Origin of the sequence: uncultured Clostridium sp., assembly GCF_934754915.1 — a bacterium.
Lineage (GTDB): Bacteria > Bacillota > Clostridia > Clostridiales > Clostridiaceae > Clostridium.
Genome location: NZ_CAKVKB010000008.1, coordinates 34228 through 56508, shown reverse-complemented (window position 1 = coordinate 56508; position 22281 = coordinate 34228). Strand labels below are relative to the sequence as shown.

13 protein-coding genes and 3 pseudogenes are annotated in these 22281 nt (G+C 30.3%); all 16 read right to left on the bottom strand.

All coding sequences use genetic code 11. From position 1 onward, the window contains the following. Positions 1-67: 67 nt before the first annotated feature. Complete coding sequence (gene pfkA / locus Q0F58_RS02960; RefSeq protein WP_294372367.1) at positions 68-1024, bottom strand: 6-phosphofructokinase; 957 nt, start codon at positions 1022-1024, stop codon at positions 68-70. A 713-nt stretch (positions 1025-1737) separates the two neighbouring features. Continuing rightward, positions 1738-2997 (bottom strand): annotated as a pseudogene (locus tag Q0F58_RS02955) (OB-fold nucleic acid binding domain-containing protein); the annotation flags it as partial. A 300-nt stretch (positions 2998-3297) separates the two neighbouring features. Continuing rightward, positions 3298-4086, bottom strand: coding sequence for a hypothetical protein (locus tag Q0F58_RS02950; protein WP_294372364.1), 789 nt, complete (start codon positions 4084-4086; stop codon positions 3298-3300). A 150-nt stretch (positions 4087-4236) separates the two neighbouring features. Then, positions 4237-5328: pseudogene (dnaE, locus tag Q0F58_RS02945) on the bottom strand (DNA polymerase III subunit alpha); the annotation flags it as partial. Positions 5329-5624: 296 nt separating this feature from the next. After that, positions 5625-6716, bottom strand: a complete 1092-nt coding sequence (locus Q0F58_RS02940; protein WP_294372380.1) for an LAGLIDADG family homing endonuclease — start codon at positions 6714-6716, stop codon at positions 5625-5627. Positions 6717-6998: 282 nt separating this feature from the next. Beyond that, a pseudogene (dnaE, locus tag Q0F58_RS02935) lies at positions 6999-8150 on the bottom strand (DNA polymerase III subunit alpha); the annotation flags it as partial. Positions 8151-8638: 488 nt separating this feature from the next. Then, entirely contained in the window at positions 8639-8926 is a 288-nt protein-coding gene (locus tag Q0F58_RS02930) for a Dabb family protein (RefSeq protein ID WP_294372362.1), read from the bottom strand. Positions 8927-8998: 72 nt separating this feature from the next. Then, the gene (gene whiA / locus Q0F58_RS02925) at positions 8999-9943 is read right to left on the bottom strand and encodes a DNA-binding protein WhiA (protein WP_294372359.1); all 945 of its coding nucleotides are present in this window, start codon (positions 9941-9943) and stop codon (positions 8999-9001) included. 22 nt (positions 9944-9965) lie between these two features. Next, entirely contained in the window at positions 9966-11321 is a 1356-nt protein-coding gene (yvcK, locus tag Q0F58_RS02920) for a YvcK family protein (RefSeq protein ID WP_294372356.1), read from the bottom strand. Beyond that, positions 11318-12202 carry an RNase adapter RapZ gene (rapZ, locus tag Q0F58_RS02915; RefSeq protein ID WP_294372354.1) on the bottom strand — a complete coding sequence of 295 codons (885 nt, stop codon included), beginning with the start codon at positions 12200-12202 and terminating at the stop codon, positions 11318-11320. The genes yvcK and rapZ overlap by 4 nt, the downstream gene beginning before the upstream one ends. 384 nt (positions 12203-12586) lie before the next feature. Continuing rightward, entirely contained in the window at positions 12587-13501 is a 915-nt protein-coding gene (gene murB / locus Q0F58_RS02910; protein WP_294372352.1) for a UDP-N-acetylmuramate dehydrogenase, read from the bottom strand. Between the two features lie 256 nt (positions 13502-13757). Continuing rightward, complete coding sequence (gene uvrC / locus Q0F58_RS02905; protein ID WP_294372349.1) at positions 13758-15638, bottom strand: excinuclease ABC subunit UvrC; 1881 nt, start codon at positions 15636-15638, stop codon at positions 13758-13760. 472 nt (positions 15639-16110) lie between these two features. Then, positions 16111-17586 (bottom strand): penicillin-binding protein 2, encoded by a 1476-nt coding sequence (locus Q0F58_RS02900; protein ID WP_294372347.1) that lies wholly within the window; start codon positions 17584-17586, stop codon positions 16111-16113. A 3-nt stretch (positions 17587-17589) separates the two neighbouring features. Continuing rightward, positions 17590-18810 (bottom strand): FtsW/RodA/SpoVE family cell cycle protein, encoded by a 1221-nt coding sequence (locus Q0F58_RS02895; protein WP_294372345.1) that lies wholly within the window; start codon positions 18808-18810, stop codon positions 17590-17592. Between the two features lie 97 nt (positions 18811-18907). After that, positions 18908-19351 carry an FHA domain-containing protein gene (locus Q0F58_RS02890; RefSeq protein WP_294372343.1) on the bottom strand — a complete coding sequence of 148 codons (444 nt, stop codon included), beginning with the start codon at positions 19349-19351 and terminating at the stop codon, positions 18908-18910. Positions 19352-19451: 100 nt separating this feature from the next. Next, a complete protein-coding gene (gene uvrA / locus Q0F58_RS02885) occupies positions 19452-22274 on the bottom strand; it encodes an excinuclease ABC subunit UvrA (RefSeq protein WP_294372342.1) in 2823 nt (940 codons plus the stop codon). Between the last annotated feature and the right edge of the window lie 7 nt (positions 22275-22281).

Here is a 22281-nt window from a genome sequence, read left to right as displayed (position 1 = left end):
TAAATTTATATAAATAAACTATAAGCTGATTAATTAAAATTTATCATAAATCATTTCTACTCTGAAATTATGCTAATGTAGTAGCAATATCATATAATTCCTTATCAAATTTGCTTTCCATATCTAAAGCTTCATCTATATCTTGATCTATGATTACATTATTTCTGATTCCAATAACTCTAGAAGTTTTTCCTTCTAATAAAACTTCTATTGCCTTTGCTCCCATTCTTGAAGCTAGTACTCTGTCTGTTGCTGATGGACTTCCACCTCTTTGAATATGTCCTAAAATAGTTGCTCTTGTTTCAATTCCTGTAACTTCTTCAACTTCCTTAGCTAATTCAAAAGCTCCTCCAATTCCTTCTGCAAGGATAATTAGATTGTGCATCTTTCCTTTATTTTTTCCTTCCATTATAGTTTTGCAAAGCTCTGCTTTATCAAAACCTAATTCTGGAACTATAACTGATTCAGCTCCACCAGCTATGCCAGCATATAAAGCTAAATCACCACAATTTCTTCCCATTACCTCAACAATAGAAACTCTTTCATGAGATGTTGAAGTATCTCTTATTTTATTTATTGCATCAACAATAGTATTTAAAGCTGTATCAAAACCTAAAGTAAAATCAGTATAAGCTAAATCATTATCAATTGTTCCTGGAAGTCCTATTGTCTTTATTCCTAATTTTGACAATAATTTTGCTCCTGTGAATGATCCATCTCCACCTATAACTACTAAAGCTTCAACCCCATAGGCTTGTAGAATTTTAACAGCCTTTTTTCTTACTTCTTCGTTTTTGAATTCAGGACATCTAGCTGTTCTTAAGATTGTTCCACCTCTTTGAATTATATCAGATACAGAAGTCTTATCCATAGGGAATAATTCACCATTTATAAGTCCGCTATATCCTCTTTGAACGCCCATAACTTCAATTCCATTTTTAAGCGCAGTTCTTACAACCGCTCTTATTGCGGCATTCATTCCTGGTGCATCTCCACCGCTTGTTAACACAGCTATCTTTTTCATTGTATATTTCCTCCTTAAATACCTTCAGGGACTAAATTTGTCCCTTATGTACATATTATAACCATAATTTATTAATCAAGAATTATTGTACATAAAAATCTATTAATTATCAATGATATTTGGCTAACTTTTAAGATTATTCTAAAATAATTTTCGGAATTTTATAAATTTTCTTTCACTAGAATACATGATTTTTCAAATATCCTATGCGGCTGTGTTCAATGTTGTATACTTTTAACAGTCATTTTAAACACTAATGTGTACTATTTTATTATAACCATTTGGCATGAAATTTATATAATTTACATAAAACTTTATTACATTTATTTATGTAATAATTTTCATTTATATATTTGATAATTTAAATTCTTTAAATAGATTAATATTGAAGTTTCGACTGACAATCAACAATGAAAAATTGTCAATTTAAGTATGAAATCTTTGCAAGATTTTTTTAATGTTTTTACATGCATCAGGCAAATTCTAAATATAATTTTAATATTGCAACATACACATTTCCCATTTATTTATAAATATAGATAAATTATTTTTTATAAATATGCATTATAATAAATATAATTTATCGATAATTTTAATAATTTTGTAAAATTAAATTTTATATAAAAAATAATAAAGAATCTATCTGTTGAAAAATTTTAACAGCATACACTGTTAATAATTATCAGCATATAAATTCTTTATTATTAATATTCTTAATTATCTTCCACTTTAATATTTTCTTCTCCTAAAATTTCCTTTAACACCTCTACTATATCACTTTCTAATGATACCCATCTATCTCTTTGAACTCTGAATTTTTGCCTTTCCTTCATCGCTACAAGATAAATAGGTGTATCTCCTTTTTGCTCTTCTCTTATTATTTCCTTCAATTTCAGATTAATCTGTTTTGCTTCAATTTCATTTTCAGTCCTCAAATATATTTTTGAACTGTTTATTTTCTCTAAAGGTTCAACAGATTCACATAAAAGTTTTGGTGGTTCGTCTTCTTTTAAACTTATTCTGCCTTTGATTATGACCATACTATCTGTAACACATAAATTTTTCACTTTCTCTAATGTTTTTGGAAAGACAATCACTTCAATTGTTCCTGTTAAATCTTCCAGATTAAGAAATGCCATGATCGTGTTATTTCTTGTAACTTTCTGTTTCACACTTGAAAGTATTCCTCCAAGAATTACTCTATCATTATCCATTATAATATCATTCTTTTCAAACATATTAGTGTCTGAAACATCCTGATTTAAGTTTTCTTCTAATGTTTCATGTACTGAAAATATCTTAGCAATTTCTGTTGTAGTCTGCATTTTTAAACTTTTAGCATAATCATCAAGTGGATGTCCTGTAATATATAATCCTGTCATTTCTTTTTCCATTGCAAGGAGATTTTTCTTATCAAATTCCTTGATATTAGGATAATTCACCTCAGGATTTTTTAATTCTTCTGTTGCTCCAAATAAACTCATCTGTCCATCAATATTTCTCTTTTTATCACTTGAAATGCTGTCAATTAATTTTTCATGAACAGCAAGCATTTTTGATCTATATACTTTAAAACTATCTAATGCTCCTGCTTTTATAAGGCATTCCACTGCACGTTTATTTATTGTAGAAACATCCATCTTATTAACAAAATCAACTAATGATTCAAATCTTCCCTTGTTTGCTCTTGCCTTTACAATACTGTCTACAACATTGCCTCCTACATTTTTTATTGCAGCCATACCAAATCGTATAGTATCACCTTTAACTGTAAATCTTGAATAACTTTCATTTATGTCTGGTGGAAGAACCTGAATTCCAAGACTTTCAGCAAAATTAATATAATGTGCAACTTTTTCACTTATACCCATGATAGAGTTAAGCATTGCGGCAATCATTTCTACTGGATAATATCTCATTAAATAAGCTGTTTGATAACCAACAACTGCATATGCAGCTGCATGGGACTTGTTGACATTCATGTTATCTTAAAGATATTTAATCTTTAAACTTTATATTTCTATAAAGATCGGACTATATCATTATCCTATTGCTAGGATATGAGGCACTCGTGGATATTTCATCATATGATAATTTAAATATCACTTAAATTAATCTATCTAGTCTCTGAACCTTTAACCTGTTTCCAGGTCACTTGGCTGCGGATTAACCAATCCTTAAACTTTTTACTATATCCTGATTAATTACTTCAGGCCCTTAATAATATTTCTATACTAAGTTAGTATTTAAGGCTCTAAGGTCTTTCCCGCAATTCACCTCATTTGCTTTACAGCTCCTGCTGCAAAGGCACTCTTTATTTCATTCCATTTATTATACTTTCTTTTTAATTTTATAGTTGAATTTGAGTATAGATAATTATATATGTATTTGAATTCCTTTTTTGCACATATATCTAAACATTTTATTTGTTCTGTTTTTGTATCTTTAATCTTTGCATACTTAAAATCTGCTTTTTCTATTATTTCATTCAAAAAGTTTTTAGTTCCTAGTATAGTGAATTTATATGTAGGATTTACATATTTTATAATACCATCATAACTTTTATAATAACTTGAATTATGTGATAGCAATATACTGCCATCACCATTAAAATATCCTCGTATAAAGTGTCTAATTAATTCTTCTTTTATTTTAGGAATTTTATCTATTGTTAATGATTTATTGGGATATAATCCTATCTTTCTTAATCTATCAGCCATTATTTTAGAAGAAAAATTTAATGAATATCCACATTTAGAATTACAGAATCCACCTTTTTTAGTTTTTCTAATTTTACCTGTAAATTTTAATTCTTCTGCAATAAACTCTAATATTTCTAAATCATTTATAGAAATTACAATGTTATTAAACTTCTCACTTCCTACAAATCCATCTGCATATATAAAACCTAAAATATATGCTTTTGCTTCTGTATCAATTTTATCAAAATAATTTTCATTTAATAGATATCTATTTTTCAACCTAGTATTTATATCTCTTTCTTGCAATACTCTACTTATACTACGTCTAGATATATTTAAATTCTTAGCTATATTATCCATGCTTATATTCTGTATTTAAATAATAATATTCAACTATATTTTCTTTATCTTCACTAGTTAATTGATTATAATTCTTAGTCATATTAAAATACCTCAAATATATAATTCTCATTTCTAGCTATAATTATTTATAATAAACTAACAAATTCCAAATGCGTAACTTGCAAAGTCCATCATGTTATCAAATATTTTGTTTGCTATTTCTTCACTTATTCCATTTCTTATACATCCTGGAACTACTACTTTTCCATTTTCTACAATACCATGTATAAAGTTTTTTCGTTCCTCTTCCATTACTTTATGTTTTTTCTTTGACATAGCTCTTCTAACCATATCACTACGTCCCATAGAGTATCCTGCTAATTTTCTAACAATTTCCATTACCTGTTCTTGGTAAACCATGACCCCATAGGTAACATTTAGTATACTTTCCAATTCAGGTGTTTCATACTCAACCTTATCAGGATTTCTTTTACACTCTATATATCTAGGTATTTCCGCCATTGGGCCTGGTCTATATAGCGAAATCCCCGCAATTATATCTTCCAGATTATCTGGCTTTAATTCTTTCATGAAAGATGTCATTCCTGGTGATTCAAGCTGGAATACACCTGTTGTCTTTCCATCACCAATCATTTTATATACTTCATGATCATCAAAATCAATTTTATCTAAATCTATGTCTATTCCTCTGTTAGCCTTTACCATCTTTATTGCATCATTCATTACTGTAAGAGTTCTGAGACCTAAGAAATCCATCTTAAGAAGTCCAAGTTCTTCAAGTGTAGTCATGCCAAATTGAGTTACTATACTTTCATCATTCTTTTGAAGTGGTACATACTCAACTAAAGGCTTTGATGCAATAACAACACCTGCAGCATGAGTGGATGAATGCCTTGGAAGTCCTTCCAAATCCATTGAAACATCAATGAGATTTTTAACTCTTTCATCACTGTCATAAGCCATCTTCAGCTCTGGATTAAGGTCTAAGGCTTTTTCAATTGTGATTCCAAGCATTGTTGGAATCATTTTTGCTATTTTATCTACTTCAGAATAACTATAATTCATAGCTCTTCCAACGTCTCTTATACATAATCTTGCTGCCATAGTACCAAAAGTAATTATCTGAGATACACAATCCTTTCCATATTTACGGACAACATAATCAATTACTTCTTGACGTCTTTCGTAGCAAAAGTCCGAATCTATGTCGGGCATACTTACTCTTTCCGGGTTTAAGAACATTCATTATTATCCATGGACTTTTTATTCCATGCTCTGGAGGTTTCCCTCATTTTCATCAGATAGTCATTTCTATCTCAGTTTGGACTATATCATCATATCGAATAAATTTTTTCTTTATTAACCAATTTATATTATATTTATTCAACATGTTGGGCACTCGTGGAGAAAATTATTGTTTAGTTACTCATTTCTCTAGTCTCTGAACCTCCCTAGTACTATATTAATACTATTCCTAGGTTTGGCTGCTGATTAGCATGCTATTTAAAGTTTAGCTTTCCAGCAATTCACCCAATTTAAACAGCGCATCTTAGTTTACGCTCAAAGATAAGACTATATTTAATAGGATCTATCTTTGTAATCCCTAAAGTGTAAGCTACAATTGACCCTGCAGCACTGTTATGTACTGCCATTGAATTAGCTACATATGATGTATCTCCTGGTACTGATATATCATATACTCTTCCTTCATATTTTTCTTTTCTTGTGCTTTTTATCTTTACATAGAAATAATCATCATCCATATAGAAACTGTCATTCCTATAAAACTTTTGTTTTCTTATTGGTATTTTGTAATCTTTAAAATCATCATTCCATCTCAATAGTTGTTCTCCAGATACTGAAACAGAATATTCATCATTCATCTTTTCTTCTTCTTTTTTCCTAATATTAAATGTAGACCAATATCCCAGCTTAGCTAATGCCATTCTCAGCTGTCTTGTAAGTTCAATTGATGTTGTTGTATATTTTATTCTAAATGAAGATGATTTACATTCTATATCTGAAAAACTTCCATCACCTCTAAACATATTAGAGATTAATAATTTTAAATTTTCATTTGATGCTTTGAGGATTACATCATATGGTATTATTTTTTTATTAGCACCTTTATTACACTGGCTTCTTAAAAACTCACAGATTACTTTTGAATTAAATTCTACTGATGCAGATTCCTTAACTTTGTGAATAAATACATTTCCCTTTAATCCAAATATCTTTTCAGTCAGATATTTTACTTCTTCAATATGATCTGTCTCTTTTTTATTGAATCCAAAACCAAATTTATAAGTCCTGCATTCAGAATTAATATGAGTCCATCCTTCAGCAATAAAGTATCCGTATAATCTACATAAATCTTGATCTAACTTTATAAACCTCTTAATTTTATTTGTTGAAAGTTTATTAGTTCCGATTTCATACCATATATTTTCATCATCATATTTTAAATTACTATCATCATTAGCATATTCAAGCATATCATATGTAATTTCTTCTGAATGTTCTTTAACTCTTGGATATAATATAAGGTCATTTTCTTTCAATTTATCAGCTTCTATCCACTCAGCTTTATATGAATTAAATGGTGGTTCTTCACATTGACTTTTCATTGAACATTCTTTTCTACACACTACTGGCAGCTTGCTTCTATCCTTCCAGTCCTTGCTGCATGTTGAAGTCTTTATTGCTAACATCTTATGATCACATGTTAATTTAACTTCTTCATTTGCTGCCTCTATAACTGTGATTTCTTCTTCTACATCATATTTCATCAATGTTTCAACTAAAGATTTATTTCCAAAGGCTGTTATAACCTCATCACCTTGTTTTATATCCTTAATATGCTTAGTACTTCCATTGCTTAATAAGATTTGTGTATCACCTAAAAAACATCCTCTGCCAGGTCCAGTTGGAATACCATTATCATAAGCAAATTTTATGAAATCCCACACAATGAGGAAATAATCAACATACCCCATCTGCTTTATTACACCAAGCTCATATTCAAGTCTATCCACAAATTCTTCCGCTTCCGATGAGTTTTCCACAATTTTATTCACTTCATCATAATTTACTTCTTTTCCTCTTAAATCCTTAAACACATCATATCTGTCAATAAGACCTGAATAGCAAGTTTCTTTCAGATATTCATAAGGATCATCCCTGCCATCTGGCAATGGAAATTTAGGAAGTTTTGATTCATGAAACTTATATCTATAGTTACATTCCTCTGCTATTTTAACTGTATTCTCTAGAGCCTCTGGTATATATGAAAACATATCCCACATTTCTTCTGGAGATTTTAAATAAAACTGATCTGACGGGTATCTCCTTCTGTTAGGATCATCAACAGTTTTAGCTGTCTGAATACACATTAAAATATCATGTGATTTTGAATCTTCTTTTTTTATGTAGTGAACATCATTAGTAGCAACAAGAGGTATTCCTGTTTCTTTTGAAAGCTTTATGTTTAATTCATTTACTTTTTTCTGTTCTTCCATACCATGATTCTGAATTTCTAAATAGAATCCATCTTTAAAAATATCTTTGTATAAAAGAGCATCTTTTTTTGCCTTTTCATAATTATCATTAAGCAGATCAGATTGCACTTCTCCACCTAGACATGCGCTCAGGGCAATTATTCCTTCACTATGCTTTGCCAGGTAATCATGATCAACCCTCGGTTTATAATAAAATCCTTCAATAGAGGCCATTGATACGATCTTCATCAGATTCTGATATCCAGTTTCATTCTTTACAAGCAGAACAAGATGGTGAGTTGAATTTTCCTTGTCAGGCTGTTTTATGTGCATTGATTTTGCTGCTACATAAACTTCACACCCAAGTATTGCTTTTATTCCATTTTCCTCTGCTGCCTTAAAAAAGTCTACCAGTCCATACATAACGCCATGATCTGTTATGGCAATACTTTTCATTCCAAGTTCTTTTGCCTGCTTCATGAGTTTATCTATTTTTCCTGATCCATCCAGAAGGCTATATTCAGTATGCAAATGAAGATGTACAAAATCCTTTTTTTCCTCCATTGTACCCCTCCTTTCAAAAAACTAATCAGTTTAGTTTTAACTAATACATTTTTTTATTGAAAATTTATTTTTAAATATCATTCATCTGCCATTCCATTATAACAATCTTAAATTAAATTTCACATAAAAATATCTACATCAAAAATATTCATTATTAAATAACATAATCTAATCCTTATCAATAAATATATATTTTATACATTTTATTGAATTAATTTTTTACACTATCTATAGACTCTCTTTCTTTCAAATTCCCACATCACTCTCTAAAAATAACCTTGTTATATTTAATCAAACAATCATCTATATGTTCTAATAAAATTAAAGAAATCTTGCAAGGATTTCATCCTTCATTGTCAATTGTCCATTGTTAATTAAAATATCTATTATAATTATATCCCACTTTTAAAACAACAAAAGTCTGAATAGAATACCAATATAATATTCCATCCAGACTTTTCATAAACATAGTTTCTTGTTAAATTTAATTATTCAAAATCCAATGTCTTACTACATTCCACGTATGGCCCTATAACCTTCTTAACCTTCTCTACATGGAATTCATTAACATCATAAGATAAATAATCCTCTTTAGAATCAAATCTTGTTATAATGCCTATATTGTAGCTTCTGTCACTTCCTATAACATCAACACCTACTTCAAGTTTCTTTAATTCAGCAATATTACCTTCCATTGATAAAAATGTCTTCTTCAAAAATTCTAGATTTTCTTTTGTTGGTTCTTTCACTTTAAACAATACAATATGTGTAAACATAAAAATCCCTCTTTTCAATGAATTACATAATCATTTAATACGAACTATTTATTTAATCATCTATAATTATTTTCAGTTTGTTCTAAGTTCCTCTGCTATCTTTTCAATTTTTCTAAGTCTGTGATTGATTCCTGACTTTCCAACTGGAGGATCCAGCATTTCTCCAAGTTCTTTTAGTGATTCATCAGGATAATTAAGCCTTAATTCTGCAACTTCTCTAAGATTTTCAGGAAGCCTTTGAAGTCCAATCTGAGACTGTATAAGCTTAATGCTTTCAACCTGTCTTACTGCTGCATTTACGGTCTTTGAAAGATTAGCTGTTTCACAATTAACAAGTCTGTTTACATTATTTCTCATTTCCTTCATTATTCTTATATTTTCAACTTCAAGGAGAGATGAATGTGCACCAATTATATTTAAAAGATCAACAATCTGCTCGCCTTCCTTAATATAAACAATAAAGCTATTTTTTCTCTGAATAACCTTTGAATTGAGTTTAAATGAATTTACGAGATTACGTAAATCACAGGCATATTCTTCACTATGAGTAACAAATTCAAGATGATAAGTCTTTTCAGGATTACTTATGCTTCCGCCTCCAATGAAAGCACCTCTTATATACGCTCTCTTCATGCTGTCATCTTCAAAAATATGAGGCTCTATTCTATAATCCAGACTCATTATTCCATCTATTTCTTTTAATATTCCTGTCTCATTGAGAAGTCCCCTTACTCCCATCTCTTCTGTAATAACTACCATATAAATGTTGTTCTTCTTAAGAGAATTGCTTTTTTTAACCATAAGTCTTGAGTGAATATCAAAGTGATCCTTCAGCAGGGTAAATATAAGCCTGGCACTTGCAGGATTCTCTGTAGTCATCTTAAAACTCAATCCGCTTCCACTAAAAGCTAATGTACCGCTAACTTTCATTATTGCTGATATTTCTGCTAATGCCTCTTCTTTTGAAATATCAACATATCTGCATATTTCTCCTTTAACTTTTGATGAAAATGACATGTTTTTTCCTTCCTTATCCTATCTAATTTTCGCTTTGTTTACCTTTTTCTTCTCTATCTCTATTTTTTATTCTTTGAGATAAATACATGTATTCAATAATCTTCTTCTTATCATATAGAAGTTTCTTTTCCATAATAGTATCTGCAAGAACTTCTGCAAGTTTATCAGCATCATGCTTGACTGTTCCATCTTTTATTTTAACAAGATCTTCACCAACTATTTTTATTCCCATTCCTTTAATATCGTCGGTATCAAGACTAACAAGTTCAGCACCTTCCTTGCTGTACTTTTCCTTGAGTTCTTCTGTTATTTCACCAGTATTAGCAATAACATAATCTACAATATCTCTTCCACCATATTTGCGAAGAACCTTTAAATGATCAGATACTTTAAATCCAGTAGTTTCACCAGGCTGAGTCATTATATTGGAGATGTATATTTTTAGTGCACTGCTTCTTCTCACAGATTTAGCTATATCTTTTACAAGAAGATTAGATGTTATACTCGTATATAAACTTCCAGGTCCCATTACAATTGCATCAGCTTCTCTTATTGCAATTAACGCCTCTTTAAGTGCAGTTGCATTTTCAGGTTTTATCATAAGTTCCTCTATTTTTGAATTCTGCTTTATTGCTTCTTCCGGTATCTGTGATTCACCTTCAACGATATTTCCATTTTCAAGTTTTGCAACAAGCTGCATATTATCAAGTGTAACAGGAATAACCTTACCTGTTACAGCAAGTACTGAACTCATTTTCTGAACAGCTTCTTCAAAATTATCTGAAATTCCTGCCATTGCAGCTAAAAACAGATTTCCAAAGCTTTGATTTTTAAGTCTTCCATCCTTAAATCTATATTGAAGAAGATCTTCCATAAGTGGTTCAGTATCAGCAAGTGCAAGAATACAGTTTCTTATATCTCCTGGAGGAAGCATTCCTAAATCCTCTCTAAGAGCTCCAGAACCACCTCCATCATCTCCTACTGTAACTATAGCTGTTATATTTGAAGTATAATATTTAAGCCCTCTAAGCATTGTAGAGAGTCCTGTTCCACCTCCAATTACAACTATTTTAGGTCCCTTTACAAGAAGTCTTTTTTCATATATAAGACTTTCAATTTTATCACTGTCCAAAGAAACTTTTAAATATCCTCTGTTGACAAGTGCAATTATTGATTTCATAACTTCAGTGACTGAAACATATAAAACAAAAACTCCAGTTATATTTAAAAATATATAAAATATCTTATAGTAAAAATCGTATAATCTATGTGTTACCAACTCTGTAAAGCCAAAAGCTATTAATAACACTCCAAATACACCAAATGCCAGCCAGCGTTTAACTTTAATACCTGGTTTAAGCCAGTCTCGTATTCTCATAGTTTCTTTTCTCCCTTATGAAGATCTTCTGTTACATCCCTATGTTCTATTTTAACTTTATAATTTTCAGAATTTAATCTTTCATAGAGCTCATTTGCTATTGCAACAGAACGATGTCTTCCTCCTGTACATCCTATGGATATGATAAGCTGTCTCTTTCCTTCCTTAATATAGTTTGGAATTAAATATTTAAGCATATCCATTAATTTTTCTAAAAATGTTTGTGTTTCTGACTGTTTTAAAACATACTTCTTAACAGGTTCATCATTGCCTGAATACTGCTTTAACTCAGGTATATAAAATGGATTAGGTATAAACCTTACATCAAATACAAGATCTGAATCAACTGGAATTCCATATTTAAAACCAAAACTTAAAACTGTAACTGTAAGCTGCTTTTCAGGATATGTATTGTCTCCATAGTATTCATTAATTTTTTCTCTTAAGTCTCTTATTTCATATTTTGATGTATCAATTATCATATCAGCAGCATCTTTTATTTTACGAAGCTTTTCTCTTTCAAGAGATATACCTGTCAAAACTCTTCCATCAGGTGATAATGGATGAGCTCTTCTTGTTTCTTTGAACCTTTTTATTAAAACTTCATCAGTTGCTTCTAAAAATAATATTTCATATTCAAATTCATTTCCCTTAAGATAATTTATTGATTCAAAGAAATCATTAAAGAAAACTCCTCCACGAATATCTATAACTAACGCTACTTTTTCTATATTTCCACCACTGTGCATACATGCTTCTGCAAATTTGGGAATCAACTTAGGTGGAAGATTATCTACACAGAAGTATCCCAAATCTTCTAAAGTTCTTGTAGCTTGTGTTTTTCCTGCTCCCGATAATCCTGTAACTATAACAAATCTCATTATTACACACTCCCCTTTTGCTAAAGATACTTTTTCAATATTAAAATTATAACATAATATCCTTATTAAATGATAAAATACTTTACTATATATTTTTTATTAATTATATTCCAATTAACAATATACAATGAACAATTGATAATATAGGATGAAATCTTTTCAAGATTTTTTTAATTATTATGTAATTTTATTATTGTAACATACTATAGAAAATTATGTATTGAGTCATATTTTATATTTACATTCATATATTAAATATGTGTGATTAACAATAAATTTCTCCAAATATAAATGGAACTCATTAGTTTGTTTAAACTTTTGAGTTCCATGAAATATACTATACTTTTAACTGAACAAGAATTTCTGTAAAAATTATAAGATAGATTAGTCTTCACCTAAAATTCTTACTTCTGGATGAAGTTCAACACCAAACTGTCTCTTTACTTCTTCTTGTACATGATGAATTACACCTAAAACATCTTTTGCAGTACCATTATTCTTATTAATTACAAATCCTGCATGCTTTTCAGAAACACATGCACCACCTACAGTGTACCCCTTTAATCCTGCATCTTCAATTAATTTACCAGCGAAATAACCTTCTGGTCTTTTAAATGTACTTCCAGCTGATGGATACTCAAGTGGCTGTCTTTCTTCTCTTCTTTTTGTCAGTTCATCAACTCTTGACTGAATCTTTTCGTGATCACCAGGTGTTAAAGCAAATGTAGCACTTAAAACTACATAACCTTTCTGCATTATTACAGATTGTCTGTAGCCTAAATTTAACTCTTCTTTAGATAAAACTTTTATTTCTTGTTTATCATCTATTACTTCAGCACTTTCTATTACAAATGATATCTCACCATCATAAGCACCTGCATTCATATACACAGCTCCACCTACACTTCCTGGAATACCACATGCAAATTGAAATCCTGCTAACGAAGCTTTTGTTGCTTCAGTACATACATCCTTAAGTAAAGCTCCAGTTCCAGCTTTAATTTTATTTCCAAAATGTTCTATCTTATTAAGTTCAGATACTTTAATTACAACTCCTCTTATTCCACCATCTTTAACAAGAATATTGGAACCATTTCCTATAATATAAAATGGAATATTATTTTCCTTACAAATTACAATACTTTCTTTTAATTGTTCAACAGTATTTGGAGTCAGAAGTATATCAACTGGTCCTCCAACCTTAAAATATATGTGTTCACTCATTTTAGCATCTAATTGAATTTGTGACTCGTCATATATTTTAACAAATAAGTCTTTATATTTTCCATACTGATTCATGATAAAAACTCCTCAAACGCTAAATTAATCTATTTTCCATACTGAATATAATTTGTTATATTGCTAATTGTTTTTATTTTAAAGCAGCATATAATGTGTTTATATTTAATATGTATTATCTGACTTTTAAAAATACAGTCAGATTCTCTTTATTTACATCATATAGAATAATCTATATATTAAACTAATACAAGTAAATTTTTATACTTTTAGTTTAATCCAAATAAAATTTTATTCCGTATTATTATAGCATAGTTTAAATGTTTTGTTCATTGTTTTTAAAATATGTGAAAATGCTAGATGCAGCTTTTTTATCAATGGATTCTGTTTCCAATAATTCTTCAATAGTGGCCTTTTTTATATTGTCAATGCTTCCAAATTTCATAAGCAGAGCCATTCTTCTTTTCTGTCCGATATTTGGTATATCGTCCAGTACCGAATGAAGTGTTCTCTTATCTCTTAGACTTCTATGATATGTTATAGCAAATCTATGTACTTCATCCTGAATTCTTCTTATCATCTGCATAAGATCGGAAGTCCTATTAATTATAAGTTCTTCATTGTTATATATAATTCCTCTTGTGGCATGATAATCATCTTTAACAAGTCCACAGACTGGTATATTTATTCCCAGTTTTTCTAAAACTTCAAGAGCTACATTTACCTGCCCTTTTCCTCCGTCCATCATTATCAAGTCTGGAAAATTAGAAAACTTACCGCTTGAAAATTTTATTTGTCTCTCCTGAATTTCTTTTATCTCTTTCAAGCCATGACTAAATCTTCTTTCTAAAATTTCTCTCATACTATCATAATCATTTGCATTTTTTACAGTTTTTATTCTAAATCTTCTATAATCACTATTTTTAGCTTTTCCATCTTCAAAAACAATCATTGAACCAACAGAATCAACACCTTGAATATTTGAAATATCATAAGCCTCTATCCTCATCGGTATTGAATCAAGCTCTAATAATTCCTGAATTTCTTCAAGACACTTTCTATTAGCTTTCTTATCTTTTAAAATTTTATCTCTAAACTGGTCTAATGTTACTTTTGCATTATTTTTAACCAATTCAAGCATTTCTTTTTTTTCTCCTTTTACAGGTATCTTTATATATACTTTTGACCCTCGTTTCACACTTAAAAATTCTTCTAGAGCCTCCTGGTCTTCATGAGCATATGAAGGAACATAAATATTTTTAGGAACTTTTGGTGTTCCTCCATAAAATGATATTATAAATTGTGATATTATTACAGAATCTTCTTCATCCGCACTGTTTTCCAATATAAAATTTTCTCTTCCAATAACTTTTCCTTCTCTTAAAAAGAATACCTGAACTGAACAATCTTTTTCATTTTTATATATATTTATAAAATCTTCGTCATTATCTTGAGATCTAAATACTTTTTGTTTTTCAGCTATACTTTGAATTGCTAAAATCTTATCTCTTAAAGAAGCTGCCTTTTCAAATTCAAGATTCATAGATGCTTCCTGCATTTCATTTTTAAGTTTGTTGACTAAAGTATTATCCCTGCCACTTAAAACATCTATTATCTCATCAATCATGGTTCTATATTCTGTTTTAGAAATATGGCCTTCACATGGAGCATTGCATCTTTTTATATGATAATTTAAACATGGTCTTGTATATTTTCCATTTTCCAGAATCAATTTTTTACAAGTTCTAAGAGGAAATATCTTTCTTATAAGCTTAATTGTTTCATGTACAGCACCAGCATTAGGATATGGTCCAAAATACTTATTTCCGTCCTTTGCAAAATTTCTTGTTATAAATACTTTTGGAAAATCTTCATTTGTAGTTATCTTTATGAATGGATAAAATTTGTCATCCTTTAAAAGAATATTATATCTGGGACTGTATTTTTTTATAAGATTGCACTCAAGTATCAATGCTTCCATTTCTGAATCAGTAACTATATATTCAAATTCAGCAATATTTTTTACCATGGATTTTACCTTTTCAGAATGATTTTTTGAATTTTGAAAATACTGGCGCACTCTATTTTTCAATATTTTTGCCTTGCCTACATAAATTACTTCACCAAGGCTGTTTTTCATCATATAAACACCTGGCTTATCTGGCAGAATTTTAAGCTGTGCTTTAAAATCAAACATTTCAGTCTCCCCTTTTTCATTTGATATATAAATTTATATAGTATCTTTTAATATATGTAAATATTTCATAATTACAATTTCATCTTACTTAACTCTTTATACAATAGCATATATGCTTACTTGTACTGCACTATATGTTGATTTATTTTTCATATTTACACTAATCTAAAAAAATCCCCATATATGTTATAAGATTAAAATTGCATCTAAAATTTATGCACAATACATCTAAAATATAAAGTTTGAAATACAAAAAGATAATTATAATTTAAGAGCTGTCGCTTAAAGATTCATTTATACTAAATATACATATATAGTCTTAGAATAATTAAATAGTCTATTAATTAAATACCCTATCTTGATTTCAGCACTGAGACTGCATTATACCATATATTTTCACAATAATTTAGTATAAAACACAGTTGCCAGTTTGAAATATGTATATTTAAAATCTTCAATGCGACAGCTCTTCTTATTTAAGTGCTGTATTTATTACATTTCCAGCAACCTGAGCTGCTGCTGTAGAACCATATCCACCATTTTCAACAATTACAGCTAAAGCTATCTGTGGATTTTCTGCTGGCGCAAATCCTATGAACCAAGAATGTGGCTTTGCTGGAGTTCCATCAGGAAGATTGTGGTCTGCTGTTCCTGTCTTTCCAGCTGCATTTGTGCCTTTGAAATAACTCCATGAGCCATTTACTTTTGAATCAACAAGATATTTCATATATTCTTTAATTGTTGCTGCATCATTTGCATCAACAACCTGCTTAAGTACTTTAGGATCAACTTTTCTTACCAGATTTCCATCCTTATCTATTACTTTACTTACCAATGTCGGCTCCATCATCTTTCCATCATTAGCTATAGTACTTGATACCAATGCCATCTGAATTGGTGTAGCTAAAATACTACTCTGACCAATACCACTCTGAGCAATATTTCCTACTTCACTTGACTTTAATGTTGGAAATCTGCTGTTTTCTATTGTAAATCCATCTGCTTCAATTGAATTATTAAAACCATAATCTTCAGCTGTTGCCTTAAGTTTATCATTTCCTAATTCCATAGCAAGAGTACCAAATACAACATTACTTGAAACTTTGAATGCTTCTTTTAAATCAAGAGTTCCATAAACAGCATTATTAGCATTGCTTAAGGAATGACTGTCATTAAATACTATTTTACCTTCATCATTAAAAGTTCTGTTTTTTATTCCACCTATATTCTTCAAGGCACTTGTCAACGTAACTGTCTTAAATGTTGATCCAGGCGGATATAATCCAGCTGTTGCTCTATTTATAAGTGGAGAATCTTCCGCACTTCCTGCATTTGCTGCATCCATAGCTGCTTTTAAATCATTGGGATTATATGTTGGCTTTGACACCATTGCCAGAACTTCTCCTGTCTTAGGGTTTAATGCAACCACAGCACCTTTGTTATTTCCCAAAGCATTATATGCTGCCTGTTGAATTGCTGGATCTAAAGTTGTAACAATTCCATTTCCAATTTTTACTTCATCTTCTTTTCTTGTTTCAAACATAGATTTTAATTTATCCATGCTAAAATCATTTAATAAGCTTGAAAAATTATTCTGAAGTTTACTGTATGTTGACAGTTCTTTATTATAATTTGCTTCAAGACCAACTGCTCCATATACAGAACTGTTATAACCTAATGCATGAACATATAAATCTCCATTAACATATGTTCTATTTTGAGTCAACGCATCAACTCTTTCACTTGTTGTTAATGCATTTCCATTTCTATCATAAATAGTTCCTCTTAAAACTTCATTTGATACAGCATATCTTCTCTTATTTCCTGGCTGATCTGCCAGATTTGATGCTGAAAATGTTTGAAAATATGCAATATAAGATATAAGAGCTACAAAGCAGAATAGAAATACTATCATAACTTGTTTTATACTGTTTGAATTATCTTTCATCTATCAGCCCTCCTCTGATATCTTTTGAAGTATAGCGAGAGCAAAGAACATTGTTAACATTGAAGAACCACCATAACTTATTAAAGGCAGTGTAATACCTGTTAATGGAATTATAGCAAAAACCCCTCCAATAATAACCAGTACCTGACATGCAATCATTGCACTCAATCCAATTGTATTAAGCTGTGAAAACCTGTCTTTAACTCTAAATGCTGCTCTCATGCCTCTATAAAAGAACAAGAAGTATATTATCATTATTCCAAGACCAAATACCATTCCAAGTTCTTCACATATTACTGCAAAAATTAAGTCTGAAGTATTGACTGGTACAAATCCTGGATATCCTTGGCCTAAGCCACTTCCAAACATTCCACCTGATGCAATTGCATAAAGTCCTTGAATAATCTGATATCCGCCTTTGTCAGGGTCACTCCATGGATCTCTCCATATATCTATTCTTGCTTTAACATGAGGGAATAAATGATAAGCTGCTAATGAGCCTACTGCAAATAATAAAACTGTTATAACAATATATTTCTTCTTTCCTGTTGCCACATATAACATTGTTAATGCTATACCAAAGAATATTAATGCTGATCCCAAATCTTTCTGCATTACAAGACATCCCAGACAAAATACTGCAACTAAAGCTGGCTGCCATAACTGCTTAAAATCTTCAATGATATTATTCTTATCTTCATAATCCATCAATGCAGCTGCAAGATATAAAACAAAAGTTATTTTTCCAAGTTCTGAAGGCTGAAAACTCATGCCTCCAATTATAACCCAGTTAGTTGCACCATAGATATCTGTACCTGCAATAAGCGCTAAAGGCATTATAATAACTGTTGCTGCAAGATATACATACTTATATCTCGAAAAATTCCGTATATCTGGAATAGCAACTACAAGAATAATAAATACAATAATTCCAGCTGTAAACCACATAAACTGCTTTATTGCTACACTTGTATCAAGCCTATACATCACTGCTATCCCTATAATGGACAGAATACACGCAAATGTAATCAAAAATTTATCACCCTGTGGATAAAACTTATGTATTAATATTTGTGTTGCTGTTATTAATACACATACTATTAATCCCATTTTTATAGCTCCACTATCCATAGGATCCTTTAAAACTGCAAGATTAATAAAAAGAGCCATACACAGTATATATGTCAGAATCAGCAGTACAATTTCATCTTTTTTTATTTTCAATCTATCTCACCTCACACACTGACTATTCAAAATTAACATATTCATCTTCTAAGGCTCAGCTAAATACTTTTATTAATATCTGCTGAGCCTCATCAAACTATATTAAAATTTTGAACACTCCGCTGCCTATCCTTATTTCATCTTTATTAGACAGTTTAGCTCTTCCTTTTAATTTTCTTCCATTTAAATATGTTCCATTTGTACTATTTAAATCTTCTAAAAATAACCCATTATTCCTCACTAATATCTGAGCATGCTTACCTGAAACATGCTGATCAGCCATAACTATTGAATTACCTTCTTTTCTTCCAATACTTATATCAGATCGTATTGGAATTATGGAGCCTTCTTTTAGTCCTCTAGCTTCTCCACTGTTTATTATCTCTAAACCATAATTGCCATTAGTCCTCTGTGGTCGTCTTCTTCTGCCCCCATTTTTAACATCCTTATACATTATCTTTAAAGCATAGTATATTATTACGTATAATATGATGATAAAAACAATTCCAAAAACTGCTCCTACCATTTTTGAAAAACTCATATCTTCACCTCAATATCTATTTGCTATATCTCATATTGATTATACAACAAAAAGCCTAATATGACATAAGAAATCCCACTTTGTAATAATGAATTCATAATTATAATAGATTTCTTAAGTATTTTCCTGTATAAGATTTCTCCTCATCACATATTTCTTCAGGAGTTCCACACTTAATAATAGTACCACCTTTATCTCCACCTTCTGGTCCTAAATCAATTAAATAATCTGCACATTTTATCATATCTAAATTGTGCTCAATTACAACAACTGTATTTCCTCCATCAACAAGTCTTTGAAGTATCTCCACAAGTCTGCTCACATCATCAATATGAAGTCCTGTTGTAGGTTCATCAAGAATATATAGGGTCTTTCCTGTACTTCTCTTTGACAATTCATAAGCCAGTTTTATTCTTTGTGCTTCTCCACCTGATAACTGGGTTGAAGGCTGACCCAATCTTATGTAACCTAATCCTACATCATTTAATGTTTTAAGTTTATTTTCTATCCTTGGTATGTTTTCGAAAAATTTAAGAGCTTCTTCTACAGTCATATCCAGTACATCTGCAATACTTTTTCCCTTATACTTTACTTCAAGAGTTTCTCTGTTGTATCTCTTTCCTTTACACACTTCGCAAGGTACATATACATCTGATAAGAACTGCATTTCTATTTTGATTATTCCATCTCCTGAACATGCTTCACATCTTCCACCTTTAACATTAAAGCTGAATCTTCCTGGTTTATATCCTCTCATTTTAGCTTCGTTAGTCTGTGAAAAAAGTTCTCTTATAATATCAAAAGTTCCAGTATATGTTGCTGGATTTGAACGAGGAGTTCTTCCAATAGGACTTTGATCTATGTCTACTATCTTATCAATATTTTCATACCCTTTTATTTCTCTATGTTTTCCTACTGGATTTTTACTTTTATTTACCAACTTGTTTAAACCTTTATACAATATTTCATTTACAAGAGTACTTTTTCCTGAGCCTGATACACCAGTTACAGTTGTAAAAGTTCCTAAAGGAATAGATACATTTATATTTTTAAGGTTATTTTCCTTTGCCCCCATAATCTTTATAAACTTTCCATTTCCCTTACGTCTTGATTCTGGGACTTTAATTGATTTCTTTCCTGTTAAATACTGTCCTGTAAGTGATTCTTCACATGCTTTTATTTCTTCAAGAGTACCTGATGCCACAATTTTTCCACCATGTTCGCCAGCACCTGGTCCAATATCTACTATATAATCTGCTGCCTTCATAGTATCTTCATCATGTTCAACAACTATAACAGTATTTCCAACATCTCTTAAATTCTGCAAAGTTTTTATAAGTCTGTCATTGTCCCTCTGATGTAGTCCTATACTTGGTTCGTCAAGTATATATAAAACTCCCATAAGAGATGAGCCAATCTGAGTTGCAAGTCTTATTCTTTGAGATTCACCACCTGATAATGTCCCTGAACTTCTTGCAAGACTTAAATAATCAAGTCCTACATCCAATAAAAACTGAAGTCTGTTTTTAATTTCCCTTATAATCTGTTCACTTATAATTTTATCCTTTTCAGAAAATTCAATACCATTTATAAAGTCCAATTCATCTTTTATTGACATTGTAGTAAATTCATATATATTTTTACCTCCAACAGTAACTGCAAGTGCTTCTTTTTTTAATCTTGCGCCTTTACATTTTGGGCAATGCGAATCACTCATATATTGTTCAATTTCATTTTTTATATCATCAGAATTTGTTTCATTATACCTTCTCTTTAAAGAATTTATTTCTCCATCATATGCATAATTGTATGTAGCCTTAACTCCATCCTTTATATAATCTACTTTAATTCTCTTTCCATCAGTACCATAAAATAATAATTCCACTTGCTTTCTATCAAGTTCATTTATAGGTTTATTGAGATCAAGTCCATATTCACGATTAAGCGCCTGTAATATTGCATATGTCCATGAATCTTCTTTTAATCTTCCAGCTCCCCATGTTGCAACTGCGCCTTCCATTATACTTAAACTTGTATCTGGAATAATCTGTTTTTCATCTATCTCCATAAGAGTGCCTAATCCATCACAATAATCACATTTACCAAATGGAGAATTAAAAGAAAATAATCTTGGTGCAAGTTCATCTATACTTATTCCACAATCAGGACATGCAAAATTTTCACTGAATAGATTTTCTTCACCGCCTATTATACTTACAATTACTAAACCTTCACCCATCTTTAGTGCTGTTTCTATAGATTCAGCAAGTCTTCCTTCAATACCTTCCTTGATTATTATTCTGTCAATAACTGCTTCAATATTATGCTTTTTATTTTTATCCAGTTTTACTTCTTCTTCAGTTAAATCATAAACTTCCCCATCAATTCTTGCTCTGATAAAGCCCTTTTTCTTCACGTTTTCCAATAATTTTTCATGAGTTCCCTTTCTGCCTCTTATCATAGGAGATAATATCTGAATTTTTGTTCTATCCCCATAACTCATTACTTTATCCACAATTTGATCCACAGATTGTTTTTCTATTTCTTTTCCGCATTTAGGACAATGTGGTATTCCTACTCTTGCATATAATAATCTTAAATAATCATATATTTCTGTTATTGTCCCAACTGTAGATCTTGGGTTTTTGCTTGTTGTTTTCTGATCTATAGATATTGCAGGAGACAATCCCTCAATATGCTCAACATCTGGTTTATCCATCTGACCTAAAAACATTCTTGCATATGAAGATAATGATTCAACATATCTTCTTTGTCCTTCTGCATATAGTGTATCAAATGCAAGAGATGATTTTCCCGAACCTGATAATCCCGTAAAAACAACTAACTTATCCCTTGGAATTTCTAAACTGACATTCTTTAAATTATTAACTTTTGCACCTTTAATAACTATCTTATTGTTCACTGACCCA

What these genes read in the sequence shown, in the direction of transcription:
- pfkA (WP_294372367.1), bottom strand. Translation starts at nt 1,024, where the DNA reads ATGAAAAAGATAGCTGTGTTAACAAGCGGTGGAGATGCACCAGGAATG.
- Q0F58_RS02950 (WP_294372364.1), bottom strand. Translation starts at nt 4,086, where the DNA reads ATGGATAATATAGCTAAGAATTTAAATATATCTAGACGTAGTATAAGT.
- Q0F58_RS02940 (WP_294372380.1), bottom strand. Translation starts at nt 6,716, where the DNA reads ATGAAAAGTCAATGTGAAGAACCACCATTTAATTCATATAAAGCTGAG.
- Q0F58_RS02930 (WP_294372362.1), bottom strand. Translation starts at nt 8,926, where the DNA reads ATGTTTACACATATTGTATTGTTTAAAGTGAAAGAACCAACAAAAGAA.
- whiA (WP_294372359.1), bottom strand. Translation starts at nt 9,943, where the DNA reads ATGTCATTTTCATCAAAAGTTAAAGGAGAAATATGCAGATATGTTGAT.
- yvcK (WP_294372356.1), bottom strand. Translation starts at nt 11,321, where the DNA reads ATGAGAATACGAGACTGGCTTAAACCAGGTATTAAAGTTAAACGCTGG.
- rapZ (WP_294372354.1), bottom strand. Translation starts at nt 12,202, where the DNA reads ATGAGATTTGTTATAGTTACAGGATTATCGGGAGCAGGAAAAACACAA.
- murB (WP_294372352.1), bottom strand. Translation starts at nt 13,501, where the DNA reads ATGAATCAGTATGGAAAATATAAAGACTTATTTGTTAAAATATATGAC.
- uvrC (WP_294372349.1), bottom strand. Translation starts at nt 15,638, where the DNA reads ATGTTTGATTTTAAAGCACAGCTTAAAATTCTGCCAGATAAGCCAGGT.
- Q0F58_RS02900 (WP_294372347.1), bottom strand. Translation starts at nt 17,586, where the DNA reads ATGAAAGATAATTCAAACAGTATAAAACAAGTTATGATAGTATTTCTA.
- Q0F58_RS02890 (WP_294372343.1), bottom strand. Translation starts at nt 19,351, where the DNA reads ATGAGTTTTTCAAAAATGGTAGGAGCAGTTTTTGGAATTGTTTTTATC.